At 72.5% G+C, this 13,099-nt stretch carries 11 protein-coding genes; 7 read left to right on the forward strand and 4 right to left on the reverse strand.

The window, feature by feature from the left end:
* Positions 1-114: 114 nt before the first annotated feature.
* Positions 115-2,016 carry an ABC transporter ATP-binding protein gene (locus AAC944_RS21315; protein ID WP_030610234.1) on the forward strand — a complete coding sequence of 634 codons (1,902 nt, stop codon included), beginning with the start codon at positions 115-117 and terminating at the stop codon, positions 2,014-2,016.
* Between the two features lie 38 nt (positions 2,017-2,054).
* On the opposite strand, the gene AAC944_RS21320 is transcribed toward AAC944_RS21315, so the two are convergent.
* Positions 2,055-2,675, reverse strand: coding sequence for a TetR/AcrR family transcriptional regulator (locus tag AAC944_RS21320; RefSeq protein WP_051871504.1), 621 nt, complete (start codon positions 2,673-2,675; stop codon positions 2,055-2,057).
* Between the two features lie 119 nt (positions 2,676-2,794).
* Between AAC944_RS21320 and AAC944_RS21325 the strand changes: the two genes are divergently transcribed.
* Complete coding sequence (locus AAC944_RS21325; RefSeq protein ID WP_037771515.1) at positions 2,795-3,667, forward strand: NAD(P)-dependent oxidoreductase; 873 nt, start codon at positions 2,795-2,797, stop codon at positions 3,665-3,667.
* On the opposite strand, the gene AAC944_RS21330 is transcribed toward AAC944_RS21325, so the two are convergent.
* Positions 3,627-4,493 carry an alpha/beta hydrolase gene (locus AAC944_RS21330; protein ID WP_030610225.1) on the reverse strand — a complete coding sequence of 289 codons (867 nt, stop codon included), beginning with the start codon at positions 4,491-4,493 and terminating at the stop codon, positions 3,627-3,629. The genes AAC944_RS21325 and AAC944_RS21330 overlap by 41 nt on opposite strands.
* Before the next feature lie 299 nt (positions 4,494-4,792).
* On the opposite strand from AAC944_RS21330, the gene AAC944_RS21335 reads away from it, so the two are divergent.
* From AAC944_RS21335 to AAC944_RS21355, 5 genes are all read left to right on the forward strand, one after another.
* Positions 4,793-5,605 (forward strand): response regulator transcription factor, encoded by an 813-nt coding sequence (locus AAC944_RS21335; protein ID WP_030610223.1) that lies wholly within the window; start codon positions 4,793-4,795, stop codon positions 5,603-5,605.
* Positions 5,606-5,629: 24 nt separating this feature from the next.
* The gene (locus AAC944_RS21340) at positions 5,630-6,655 is read left to right on the forward strand and encodes a LacI family DNA-binding transcriptional regulator (RefSeq protein ID WP_030610219.1); all 1,026 of its coding nucleotides are present in this window, start codon (positions 5,630-5,632) and stop codon (positions 6,653-6,655) included.
* A 100-nt stretch (positions 6,656-6,755) separates the two neighbouring features.
* Positions 6,756-7,811: a S1C family serine protease gene (locus tag AAC944_RS21345; protein ID WP_030610216.1), complete on the forward strand. Its 1,056-nt coding sequence runs from the start codon at positions 6,756-6,758 to the stop codon at positions 7,809-7,811.
* Positions 7,812-7,933: 122 nt separating this feature from the next.
* The gene (locus AAC944_RS21350; RefSeq protein ID WP_030610213.1) at positions 7,934-8,668 is read left to right on the forward strand and encodes a response regulator transcription factor; all 735 of its coding nucleotides are present in this window, start codon (positions 7,934-7,936) and stop codon (positions 8,666-8,668) included.
* Positions 8,669-8,727: 59 nt separating this feature from the next.
* Positions 8,728-10,116 carry a sensor histidine kinase gene (locus AAC944_RS21355; RefSeq protein WP_078888373.1) on the forward strand — a complete coding sequence of 463 codons (1,389 nt, stop codon included), beginning with the start codon at positions 8,728-8,730 and terminating at the stop codon, positions 10,114-10,116.
* Positions 10,117-10,119: 3 nt separating this feature from the next.
* On the opposite strand, the gene AAC944_RS21360 is transcribed toward AAC944_RS21355, so the two are convergent.
* Both AAC944_RS21360 and AAC944_RS21365 read right to left on the reverse strand, forming a co-directional pair.
* On the reverse strand, positions 10,120-11,577 hold the full coding sequence (locus tag AAC944_RS21360; RefSeq protein WP_030610207.1) for an FG-GAP and VCBS repeat-containing protein: 1,458 nt from the start codon (positions 11,575-11,577) through the stop codon (positions 10,120-10,122).
* A 118-nt stretch (positions 11,578-11,695) separates the two neighbouring features.
* Positions 11,696-12,925, reverse strand: coding sequence for an LmeA family phospholipid-binding protein (locus AAC944_RS21365; protein WP_368396390.1), 1,230 nt, complete (start codon positions 12,923-12,925; stop codon positions 11,696-11,698).
* Positions 12,926-13,099: the final 174 nt, after the last annotated feature.

Below are 13,099 nucleotides of genomic sequence, written 5' to 3' on the forward strand. Positions count from 1 at the left end.
AGCGGCCTGGACAAGGGCAGTGCCCAGGACAAGGGCAGCGGCCTGGACAAGGGCGCCGCGCAGAAGCCGGCACAGCAGGCGGGGCCCAGACCCGGCGCAGGCCCGGCCCGCTTCATGGGCGGCCAGCCCACCGAGAAGTCCATGGACTTCAAGGGCTCGGGCAAGCGGCTGCTCCGCCGGCTGCGCCCCGAGCGCGCCGTCGTCACCGTCGCGCTGCTCCTCGGTACGGTCAGCGTCGCGCTGACGGTCGCCGGGCCGAAGGTGCTCGGCCACGCCACCGACCTGATCATGGCCGGCATCGTCGGGCGCCAGTTGCCCGCGGGGCTCAGCAAGGAGCAGGCCGTCGAGGCCCTGCGCCGGAAGGGCGAGAACGGGCTCGCCGACATGCTCGGCACGATGCCGGTGGTCCCCGGGCAGGGGATCGACTTCGCCGCGGTCGGTACCGTCCTGCTCTGGGTGCTGCTGATCTACGTGGCCTCCTCGCTGTTCGGCTTCGTGCAGGCGCGCATCGTCACCAAGGTGGTCCAGCGGATGGTCTTCCGGCTGCGCGAGCAGGTGGAGGAGAAGCTGGCCCGGCTGCCGCTGAGCTACTTCGACAGGCAGCCGCGCGGTGAAGTGCTCTCCCGCGCGACCAACGACATCGACAACGTCCAGCAGACCTTCCAGCAGACGTTCAGCCAGATCGTCGCCTCGCTGCTGACGATCGTGGGCGTGCTGGCGATGATGTTCTGGATCTCGCCGCTGCTGGCGCTGGTCGCGCTGGTCACCGTGCCGGTGTCGGTGGTGGTCGCCACGCGGATCGGCAAGCGTGCGCAGCCGCAGTTCGTCCAGCAGTGGAGGACCACCGGCAAGCTCAACGCGCACATCGAGGAGATGTACACCGGGCACTCCCTGGTGAAGGTCTTCGGCCGTCAGCAGGAGTCCGCCGAGCTCTTCCGCAAGGAGAACGAGGCGCTGTACGAGGCGGGCTTCAAGGCGCAGTTCATCTCGGGCGTCATCCAGCCCGCGATGATGTTCATCGGCAACCTCAACTACGTCCTGGTGGCCGTGGTCGGCGGCCTGCGCGTCGCCTCCGGGGCGCTCTCCATCGGTGACGTGCAGGCGTTCATCCAGTACTCACGGCAGTTCAGCCAGCCGCTCACCCAGGTCGCCTCGATGGCCAACATGGTGCAGTCCGGCGTCGCGTCGGCCGAGCGGGTCTTCGAGCTGCTGGACGCCGACGAGCAGGAGCCGGACGCGCAGGAGGCCCCGCGCCCCGCCCACGTGACGGGCGAGGTCGCCTTCGAGCGCGTCTCGTTCCGGTACGACCCGGAGAAGCCCCTCATCGAGGACCTGTCGCTGGCCGTCAGCCCCGGCCAGACCGTCGCCATCGTCGGGCCCACGGGCGCCGGCAAGACCACGCTGGTCAACCTCCTGATGCGGTTCTACGAGGTGAGCGGCGGCCGGATCACGCTGGACGGCGTGGACATCGCCGCGATGGCCCGCGAGGAGCTGCGCGCCAACATCGGCATGGTGCTCCAGGACACCTGGCTCTTCGGCGGCACCATCGCCGAGAACATCGCGTACGGCGCGCCCGAGGGCACCTCGATGGACAAGATCGTGGAGGCGGCGAAGGCCACCCACGTCGACCGCTTCGTGCGCACCCTCCCCGACGGCTACGACACCGTCATCGACGAGGAGGGCGGCAACGTCTCGGTCGGTGAGAAGCAGCTGATCACCATCGCCCGGGCGTTCCTCGCGGAGCCCGCGATCATGGTCCTGGACGAGGCGACCAGCTCGGTGGACACCCGTACCGAACTGCTCATCCAGCAGGCCATGGCGCAGCTGCGGTCGGGCCGGACGAGCTTCGTGATCGCGCACCGGCTCTCCACGATCCGCGACGCCGACCTGATCCTGGTCATGGAGTCCGGCTCGATCGTCGAACAGGGCACGCACGACGCCCTGCTGGCGGCGGACGGGGCGTACGCGCGGCTGTACGCGGCCCAGTTCGCGCAGGCGGTGGCGGAGACGGACTGAGAGCCGGGTCCGGGTGCGAGCCCGGACCGGGTCCCGGCTCAGACGTACAGCCTGATCAGCCGCTCCAGATGGCGACCCGCCACCTGGAGCGGCTTTTCGCTGCGCTGGAGCTGGGCGGCCATCTCCGCGCCCTCCAGGGTGTTGATGACCGTGAGGGCCAGCTCGCCCGCGTCGGGTTCGGGGATGCCGCCGGCGCGGAACGTGTCGTGCAGCACGTCCTGCCAGTTCTGCAGCGCCTCGGCGCACGCGCGCTCCAGTTCGGGGGCGCGGCCGACGGCCTCCAGGGCCGTGGTGGTGACCGGGCAGCCGTCGGTCCAGCCGGAGGCGCGCAGCGCTTCGCCGAGCATGCGGGTGCAGTTCACGACGGCGGTGGCGGGGTCCTCGGCGCTCGCCATCGACTCCCGCAGCAGCTCGGTCATCTCGCGGTCGCTGTGCCGGATCGCCTCGGCGGCCAGCGCCTGCTTGCCGCCGGGGAAGAAGTGGTACACGGAACCGAGGGTGGCGTTCGCCTCGCGGGCGATCTGTTTGATGCCGCTGGCCTCGTAGCCCTGGCGCTGGAGCAGCCGCGCGGTGGTTTCGAGGATGCGCTCGCGCGTGCCGGGGGCGGCTTCGCCGCCGTGCGCACCGGCCCCGGTCGTGCCGCCCTTGGTCTTCTGCATGGTGCCGATCGTACCGACGCACACAGTAGAGCGTTCGTTCCAGAGGATGTTATCGTGCTCGCGTTCTGAATAGAACGATCGCTTTAGGCGCTCGTTCCGGGCGTACGAAGGGGTGGGACATGAGCAGGCAGGGTGTGACGCTGATCGGCCTCGGGCCGATGGGGCAGGCGATGGTCCGGGCGCTGCTGGCGGCCGGACACCCGGTGACGGTGTGGAACCGGACCCCGGGCAAGGCGGACGGCCTGGTGGCGGAGGGGGCGGTGCGGGCCGCCACGGTCGCGGACGCGCTCGCGGCCAACGAGCTGGTGGTGCTGAGCCTGACCGACTACGCCGCGATGTACGCCGTACTGGAGCCGGCCGCCGCCGCGCTGGACGGGCGGGTCGTGGTCAACCTCAGCTCCGACACCCCGGAGCAGGCCCGCGCGGGTGCGGAGTGGGCGGCCCGGCACGGCGCCCGGTACCTCACCGGCGGCGTGCAGGTCCCGGCGCGGCTGATCGGGCAGCCGGGGTCCGCGACCTTCTACAGCGGCCCGGAGGACGTCTTCGAGGCGCACCGCGCCACGTTGGAGGTGCTCACCGAAGCTGATCACCGGGGCGCCGACCCGGGCCTCTCGCAGGTCTACTACCAGGCCCTGATGACGGTCTTCTGGACGACGATGACCGCCCACCTCCAGGCGCAGGCGCTGGTGGGCGCGCACGGCGTCACGGCGGCCGAGTACCTGCCGTACGCGGTGCAGGCGGCCGAAACCGCGGCGTACTTCCTGCCGGGCATCGCGAAGGACGTCGAGGCCGGGCGGTACCCGGGCGACGAGGGCACCCTCGCGATGTGCGCGGCCAGCGCCGAGCACGCGCTGCACGCGGCGCGGGACGCGGGGCTGGACACCACGGTGCCCGCGGCCCTGGCGGCGCTGTTCGGCCGGGGGGTGGCCGAGGGGCACGGTGCGGAGAGCTTCACCAGCCTTGTCGAGGTGCTGCGGAAGCCCGCTGCCTGAGCCACCCCGCGATCCGGTCCAGCAGTTCCGGGGCCGCCGCGTTCTCCGCGTGGCCGTAGCCACGCTCGATCCACAGGTCGGCGGAGCCGGGCGCGGCGGCGGCAGCGAGGGCCCGGGGATGGTCCAGCGGGAAGTACGGATCGCGGTCGCCGTGCACGATCAGCAGCGGCGTGGGGGCGATCCCGGCAGCCGCTTCGGTGGGGGAGAGCGGCACCGGGTCCCACGCCTCGGAGTGGATACGGGTGCGCAGCCCCAGCCGCCCCACCAGGCGGCCCAGCGGCCGCTCCACCACCCAGTGCAGCTGCCGCATCGCCGCGGTACCGCGGTAATACCAGCGGGCAGGAGCGCTCACCGCCACCACCATGTCGGTGTGCGCACCTGTGCGCCCCTCGTGCTCCGGGTGGTACAGGGCGGCGTGCCGGACGACCACCGAGCCGCCCATCGAGAAGCCGACCGTGGCCACCCGGGTGTGGCCCAGGGCGCGCGCCCAGCGCACCGCGGCCGCCAGGTCCAGCACCTCCCGGTCGCCCACCGTCGACCGCCCACCCGAACGGCCGTGGCCCCGGAACGAGAAGGTGATCACGGGGGTGTACTGGGCGAACGCGGCGGCGGCACGGCGCAGCGCGGGGCGGTCCAGGGAGCCGGTGAAGCCGTGCGCGAGGACCACGACGAGGCCGTCGGGCGCGGCGGACGGCGCGTCGGCGCGAGGGGAGTACTCGGCCTCGATGCACACGCCGTCGTCCGTCAACAGGGCTACGCGCCGGCCACTCGAAGTGATCGAAGGAACACAAGATCGCGCAAAGTCGGCCGTCGGGTGGGAAGGCATGTGGGCTATTCTGGCGGGCATGAAGGATCCGGGCAGCGTAGCCCCCGGATCCTTTTGTGCTTTCAGACGCGCGGTGCGCGGATGAGCGCGGGTGTGCTCCAGGGCGCGGAGCGTACCGGAGTGCTCACGTTCCGGAGGCACGCGAACCTCGCAACGGCGCGGGGCCCGCGACCGTACGAAGCAGTGCCGCAAAAGTCCTCGCAGGCAGGGACCGAGGAGGAACCGATGGGCGAGCGAAGCGTGCAGGAACACCGAACGGACAGGCGACGACGGACGACCCCGGCGGGCGGTGGGGCCCGATGAGCTCGCTGCTCCTCCTCACCAATGCCCTCCAGCCCTCCACCGAAGTGCTGCCCGCGCTCGGCCTCCTGCTGCACAGCGTGCGCGTCGCCCCGGCCGAAGGCCCCGCCCTCGTCGACACCCCCGGCGCCGACGTCATCCTCATCGACGGGCGCCGTGACCTGCCGCAGGTGCGGTCGCTGTGCCAGCTGCTGCGCTCCACCGGCCCCGGCTGCCCGCTCGTCCTGGTCGTGACCGAGGGCGGCCTCGCCGCCGTCACCGCCGACTGGGGCATCGACGACGTACTCCTCGACACCGCGGGCCCCGCCGAGGTCGAGGCGCGGCTGCGGCTCGCCATGGGCCGCCAGCAGATCACCACGGACGACAGCCCCATGGAGATCCGCAATGGCGACCTGTCGGTGGACGAGGCGACGTACAGCGCCAAGCTCAAGGGCCGGGTCCTGGACCTGACCTTCAAGGAGTTCGAGCTCCTGAAGTACCTCGCGCAGCACCCGGGCCGGGTGTTCACCCGCGCCCAGCTGCTCCAGGAGGTCTGGGGCTACGACTACTTCGGCGGTACCCGCACGGTCGACGTGCACGTACGACGGCTGCGCGCCAAGCTCGGCCCGGAGCACGAGTCGCTCATCGGCACCGTGCGCAACGTCGGCTACCGCTTCGTCGTACCGGAGAAGGTCGAGCGGGCCGCCGAGGAGGCCAAGGAGAAGGCCGCCAAGCAGGTGGAGCGCGCCGCCGCGCGGGCCGTGGCCGAGAGCCGCGAGCACGCCGCCGACCGGAGCGCGGCGGCCGGGGGCGCACGCCCTGCCGAGCGGTAGCACCACCCGCGTAGACTGCCGCGCGTGGCCAAGGTGACGCGGGATGATGTGGCGAGGCTGGCGGGGACGTCCACCGCCGTGGTGAGTTACGTCATCAACAACGGACCGAGGCCGGTCGCCCCGGCCACGCGCGAGCGGGTGCTCGCCGCGATCAAGGAGCTGGGCTACCGGCCGGACCGCGTCGCGCAGGCCATGGCCTCCCGGCGCACCGACCTCATAGGGCTCATCGTCCCCGACACCCGGCAGCCGTTCTTCGCCGAGATGGCACACGCCGTGGAGCGGGCCGCCTCCGAGCGCGGCAAGATGGTCCTGGTCGGCAACGCCAACTACGAGGACGAGCGGGAGGTCCACTACCTCCGCGCCTTCCTCGGGATGCGGGTCGCGGGGCTCATCCTGATCAGCCAGGGCCCCAGCGAGCACGCCGCCGCCGAGATCGACACCTGGGACGCCCGCGTGGTGCTGCTGCACCGCCGCCCGGACGCCATCGACGATGTCGCCGTGATGGCGGACGACATCGGCGGTGCCCAGCTCGCCACCCGCCACCTCCTGGAGCACGGCCACCCCTACGTCGCGTTCTTCGGCGGCCTGGAGGAGACCCCGAAGTCCGGCGACCCGGTCACCGACCACGTCAAGGGCTGGCAGCGGGCCATGCAGGAGGCCGGCCTCGCCACCGAGGGCCGCTACTTCCACGCCCCGTACAACCGCTACGAGGCCTACCCCCTCGCACTGAAGCTCCTCGAAGGCCCGGACCGGCCGCCGGCGATCATGTGCGCCACCGACGACCAGGCCATAGCGGTGCTGCGCGCGGCCCGCGAGCTGCGCATCGACGTGCCGGGCGAGCTGGCGGTCGCGGGCTTCGACGACGTCAAGGAAGCCGCGCTGACCGACCCGCCGCTGACCACGATCGGCTCGGACCGCGAGGCGATGGCCCGTACGGCGGTGGACCTGGTGCTGGACGACGCGCTGCGGCTGGCCGGCTCACGCCGCGAGCGGCTGCGGCAGTACCCGTCCCGGCTGGTGGTCCGCCGGTCCTGCGGCTGCGGGGGCTGAGCCGCCCGAGGGGCGTCTTTATACCGGGCATACCCACTTCTGCCGGACCTCTCAGGGTGCTCTCAGCCGGTTCTCATACACGGCTCGCAGAGTCATAGACATGACCGAGAGCTACCGCCGAAGCGGCGAAGAGACCCCGCAGTACGACACCCGGCAGACCACCCCGTACGCGGCCTTCGGCACGTACGGCTCCGCGCAGGCGGCCTACCCGCCGCCGCCCCCGTACGCCCCGCCGGCCCCGCCCGCCGACGACGGTCCCGCGGACGCCCCGCGCCGCCGGATGCGCCGCCCCGTCGCGCTGATCGCCGCGGTCGCGCTGGCCTCCGGTCTGATCGGCGGCGGCAGCGCCGCGCTCATCGGGAGCGCCACGCAGGGCGGCAGCAGCGGCCAGAGCACCGCCGTGGTCAACGCGGGCGCCACGTCGAGCAACGGGGTGTCCTCGGTGGCCAAGGCGGTCAGCCCCGCGATAGTCGAGATCAAGGCCCGTACGGCCCAGGGCGAGTCCACCGGCTCCGGCGTCGTCATCACCGGCGACGGCGAGATCATCACCAACAACCACGTCGTCTCCGGCGCCGGTACCGTCTCGGTCTCCTTCAGCGACGGCTCTTCGAAGACCGCCGAGGTCGTCGGTACCGACCCGGACAAGGACCTCGCCCTGATCAAGGTCAAGGGCGCCAAGGACCTCACGCACGCCACCCTGGGCGACTCCAGCAAGCTGGCGGTCGGCGACCAGGTCGTCGCGATCGGCTCGCCCGAGGGGCTCACCGGCTCGGTGACCAGTGGCATCGTCTCCGCGCTGGGCCGGGAGGTGACCGTGCCCAAGGAGGACCAGCAGCAGCAACAGCGGCAGCAGCAGAGCCAGGGCGACATGCCGTGGCCGTTCGAGTTCGGCGGCAACCAGTACAACGGCGAGACCGGCTCCTCGACCACCTCCTACAAGGCCATCCAGACCGACGCCTCGCTCAACCCCGGCAACTCCGGCGGCGCCCTGATCGACATGTCCGGCCGGATCATCGGCATCAACTCCGCGATGTACTCGCCGAGCGACGCCACCAGCAGCAGCGCCGGCAGCGTCGGCCTCGGCTTCGCCATCCCGATCAACACCGTCAAGGCGGACCTGGACGACCTGCGGTCCGGCGGCAGCGGCAATGCCTGACGTACGGTCATCACGACAGAAGCCCCCACCGCGGGAAGCCGCGTCCACCGCCGGAACGTAGCGCGCACCGCACCACCCAGGGGCTGCCGCCGACGAACCGCCAGCCCGGGAGCACCGCAGCCATGACGCCCGACCCCAGCGCAGCAGAGTCAGCCCGCATCCTGATCGTCGACGACGAGCCCGCCGTCCGCGAAGCACTGCGGCGCTCGCTCGCCTTCGAGGGGTACGCCACCGAAGAGGCCGTCGACGGCCTGGACGCGGTCGAGAAGGTGGCCGCCTACCGGCCCGAACTGATCGTGCTGGACGTGCTGATGCCCCGCATGGACGGCCTGACCGCGGCCCGCAGGCTGCGCGCGAGCGGCCTGACCGTGCCGATCCTGATGCTCACCGCGCGCGACACGGTCGGCGACCGGGTCACCGGGCTCGACGCGGGCGCCGACGACTACCTGGTCAAGCCCTTCGAACTGGACGAACTGCTGGCCCGCATCCGCGCCCTGCTGCGCCGCAGTTCGTACGCGGCGGCGGCCGGTGCGGCCCCCGACGAGGGCGACACGCTCACCTTCGCCGACCTGACGATGAACCTCGCGACCCGCGAAGTCACCCGCGGCGGCCGCCCGGTCGAGCTGACCCGCACCGAATTCACCCTGCTGGAGATGTTCCTGGCCCATCCGCGCCAGGTCCTCACCCGTGAGCAGATCCTCAAGGCCGTCTGGGGCTTCGACTTCGAGCCCTCCTCCAACTCCCTGGACGTGTACGTGATGTACCTGCGGCGCAAGACCGAGGCCGGCGGCGAGCCCCGGCTGGTGCACACGGTGCGCGGCGTCGGATACGTCCTGCGCTCCGGCGGTGCCGAGTGAACCTGCGGGAAAGAGCGGCCCAGCGCTACCGCCGGCTGCCGCTGCGGTCCCGGCTGGCGATGCTCACCGCGCTCGCCGTCGCCCTCGCGGTCGCCGCCTCGGCCGCCGCCTGCTGGCTGATCACCCGCGACCGGCTCACGGAACAGCTGGACACGACCCTGAAGAGCGTCAGCGTGAACGACGCGTACGTGCGGGCGCTGAGCGCCGAGTGCAACGGCACCGCGCAGGGCGTGAGCTTCCCGCCCGCCGGCCCGTACACCGTCCAGCTGGTGTCGGTGGACGGCCGGGTGTGCACCTCGCCGGAGCGGTCGCAGATCCCCGCCACGCACGCGGACGTCGAGGTCGCGCAGGGCCGCACCCGTGGCGCGCTGCACACCACGCGGGCCGCCGACGGAGCGGAGATGCGGGTCTCGACCGAGGTGTCCCGCGGGTCCGCCACCGACGCCTTCGGCAATCAGGTGGCGGTGTCCGTCGCGACCCCCATGGACCAGGTCACCCGGCCGCTCAACCAGCTCGCGCTGATCCTGCTGATCGTCTCCGGGGTCGGCGTGCTGGGGGCCGCGACGACGGGCCTGTGGGTGGCCAGGGCGGGCCTGAAACCGGTGGACCGGCTCACCGCCGCCGTCGAACACGTCGCCCGTACGGAAGACCTGGCCGTCCGCATCCCCATCGACGGCGAGGACGAGATCGCCCGGCTCTCCCGGTCCTTCAACTCCATGACCGCCGCGCTCGCCGCCTCCCGCGACCTCCAGCAGCAGCTGATCGCGGACGCGGGCCACGAACTGCGGACCCCGCTGACCTCGCTGCGCACCAACATCGACCTGCTGGAGCGCAGCGAGCGCACCGGCCGGGCCATTCCGGCCGACGACAAGCTCGCGCTGCTGGACTCGGTGAAGGCCCAGATGGGTGAGCTGGCCGCGCTCATCGGTGACCTCCAGGAACTGTCCAGGACCCCCGACCACGGGGCCGGCGGCCACAGCGCGCCGCCGGTCGTCGCGCTGCACGACATCGCGGCGGCGGCGCTGGAGCGGGCCCGGCTGCGCGGCCCGTCGCTCACCCTCGACGCCGCCCTCGACCCCTGGTACGTACGGGCCGAGCCGGCCGCGCTGGAGCGCGCGGTGGTCAACCTCCTCGACAACGCCGTGAAGTTCAGCCCGTCCGGAGGCACGGTCGAGGTCCGGCTGCGGGGCGGCCTGCTGACCGTACGGGACCACGGACCCGGCATCCCGGCGGACGAACTCCCGCACGTCTTCGAGCGGTTCTGGCGTTCGCCCTCGGCACGCAGCCTGCCCGGCAGCGGTCTCGGCCTGTCGATCGTGGCCCGCACGGCACAGCAGGCGGGCGGCGGCGTCCGGCTCCGTCCCGCGGAGGGCGGCGGCACGCTGGCGGAGCTGACCCTGCCGGGGGCGGCGGTGCCGCCCCCGGAGGAACCGCCCGCGGCGGAGTGAGCCCTACCGGGCGAAGCCCGAGCCCAGGCCGGCTCCGGCTTCGGGGGCGCCGAGCGCGCCGGGCCCGTACGAGACGGCACCGGTCGTCGTCAGCCCGCCGGTCGCGCCCCGGAGGGCCCACACCGCGCCGGTGTCCTTCAGGCTCGTGCCGTCCTCGCCGGGCGCGCCGGCCGCGAGGTCGGCCTTGCCGTCCTTGTCCGTGTCCAGCAGCGAGACCGCCTCGCCGAAGCGGTCACCGGACTCGGCGACGCCCGGGACCCCGGCGGTGGTCTGGTTGAGCGCCTGCGCGCCGGTGCCGGTCAGACCGCCCTTGCCGCCCTTGAGCAGGACCATGCTGCCCGCGTCCGTCAGGCCGGCGCCGGAGGACGCGGCCAGGTCCTCGTACGGGACGCCGACCGCGACGTCCGCGTAGCCGTCGCCGTTCACGTCACCCGCGCTGAGCGAGTAGCCGAACTGGTCGCCCTCCTCACCGGCGCCGGGGACGCCCGCCGTGTCCTGGGTGATCGTCGTCGAGCGCGTGCCCGGGCCGTCCGCCGAGCCGTACGCGACCTTGACGGTGCCCTTGTCGTACGGGAGGTCCTCGACGACGCCACCCGGCACCGGGCGGTATATCAGGTCGCCGAAGCCGTCCTTGTCGACGTCGCCGACCGTGGCGGAGGCGGCGTCCGGCAGCTCCGTCGAGGTGGTGGCGAGGCCGTCGGCGCCGCCCTTCCACAGCTCGCTGGACTCCGACCTCTCCTCGAACGCGTGCATGCTGACCAGGTCGTCCCGGCCGTCCCCGTCGAGGTCACCGGCCACCAGGTCCTCGGACCGGAAGAGGTGGTCGGTCAGGATGTCGGCGGTACGGGCCGGTGCCCCGGCTCTGCTGAACGGCCCGTACATCACGTGCAGGCCGGAGGACTCGGTCCCGTCGCCGTCGGTGTCGGAGACCAGGTCCGCGTGGCCGTCGCCGTTGAAGTCCCCGGCGGTGAGGTTGTCGCCGTCGGTGCCTTCAAGGGTGGCGGTGCCGCCCTTGCCGTCGGTGGAGCCCCACAGGACGAGGACCTGACCGCCGCCGTTGACGGCGAGGTCGCTGGTGCCGTCACCGTCCAGGTCGCGGGCGACGGTGCGGTCCCCGAAGCGGTTGTTCTCGCCGGGGTCGCCGGGCACGCCGGCGGTGGCGCGGCTGATGACCTGGTGCTTGCCGGTGGCGGCACCGGAGGCCGAGCCGTAGACGACGGTGACGTACCCGGCCTTGGCCTTGCCGCCGACCGTGGCCTCGGGGGCCCCGGCAACGATGTCGGCGTAGCCGTCGTGGTTGAAGTCGGCCTGCGGCGCTGTGCCGGCCGGTCCCTTCGCGGCGGCGGCCGGTGCGCTGTCGGCGGGGGCCGCGCTCGCCGGGGCGGCGAAGGCGAGCGGGGCCGTGAGCAGGGCGGCCACCACGGCGCAGCGCGCTGCGGTGGGGGTGGAACGGTGGCGCACGGTTCCTCCTGACGTCGGCACCCGGACATCCCGGGTGCACCGTTCGTTCACCTGATACGACGGAATTACCGCGTCCGTGGTTCTTTACACCCGCCCCTTGTGTCCCGTGCGTATCGCGTCAGGACCCTTTCTTCGCCGCGTCACCGAAGGGGAGTTGAGTGCCCGTCAGGCGGGCGCGGATGCCGTCCCGCTCCACGGAGACGGTGCGCAGCCGCACGTCACCGGGGGTGGCCGGGAGCCGGAAGGACAGGTCGAAGCGGTCCGCGATCTCCGGCTTGGTGAGCCCCGCCAGGCCGCCGAGGATCTTCGGGTCGATGCCGACCTTCTTCAGCAGCCAGGGGTGGTCGGCCACCACGTCGACGAGGTTGACCTTCATCAGCTTGCCGATGAAGCGCGGCGTGCCGACCAGGTCGTGCAGCTTCTCCTCGTTGTGCAGCGCGGCGTCGATGGTGTCCTGCGGGATGCCGATGCGGTCGGCGATCGCCGGGACGGCGAGCATCGACTTGATCTTGGCGGCCTGCCGGCTGAGCTCCCGGGCCGTCCTGCGGGTCAGCTGGAGGCCCTCGCCCTTGCCGGTGCCGGGCCGGTAGACCGCGATGTCCCCGATGTCCAGCCGCATGCCGCTGATCTCGGTGGAGATGCCGCGGTCGCCGGCCTGCCGGATGCGGGCCTGGGCGTGCATCCGCAGCTCGTGCCCGGCGATCGGCAGCCGCCCCTCGGCGCGTACCGCGTCGGGCCCGAGCTCGCTGAACTTCACCTGCGAGGCACCCAGTTCGCGGTTCATGTCCTCGAAGGAGAGCAGTACGTCGCCGTGCATCCGGCCGACCGTGCCGCCCTTGAGGGAGGTGGGCAGGTCGCCGTCGAGGGTGACGTCCTCCGCCGTGGCCTCGAACTTCGCGAGCGAGACGCGGTCGGCTGCGAGGTCGGGGATGGCCACCCGCACCCGGTCCAGGCGCTTGTCGGCGACCTGGGTGAGGAAGGGGAAGCCCTCGATGTCGACCTCGGGGTCGGCCGCCAGGTGCAGCGAGTCCTTGAGCTTCTCGGCGGCCTTGTTCTGCGCGTACAGCACGGCGAACCGGTCGGCGAGGCCCGCGAAGGAGGCGGCGACCAGGACCGTGGCGACGATCTTCACGGTGAGCGGCACGGCGGCGAACCGGCCGATGCCGCGCCGGGCCTTGCGGTGGTTCGGCGGCGACCAGGCCTCGTCGTCCCCGTCGTCCGGGCGCAGCCCGAGCCCCAGGGGGTCGTCACTGTCGTCGCGCGCGTTGAGGTACGTCCGCGCGGGGCCCGGCTCCGGCTCGGGATCGGCCAGCCCGGCGAGCTCCGCGTACGGGTTGACCGGCGTCATTTCCCGGGTGTCACCCTGTATGTCCGGGCCCTGGGACGCGCGGGGCTGCTGCGGCTCCCGCGCGTCCTGCGGTCCGTGTGATGCGGCTATGCGTGTGGGGGGTCGCATCGGCACATCCCACCATGCGTACGGCCGTCGAACGCAAGTCTTACTGTCGGTAAGTGCGGATATGAG

Origin of the sequence: Streptomyces sclerotialus, from assembly GCF_040907265.1 — a bacterium.
GTDB lineage: Bacteria > Actinomycetota > Actinomycetes > Streptomycetales > Streptomycetaceae > Streptomyces > Streptomyces sclerotialus.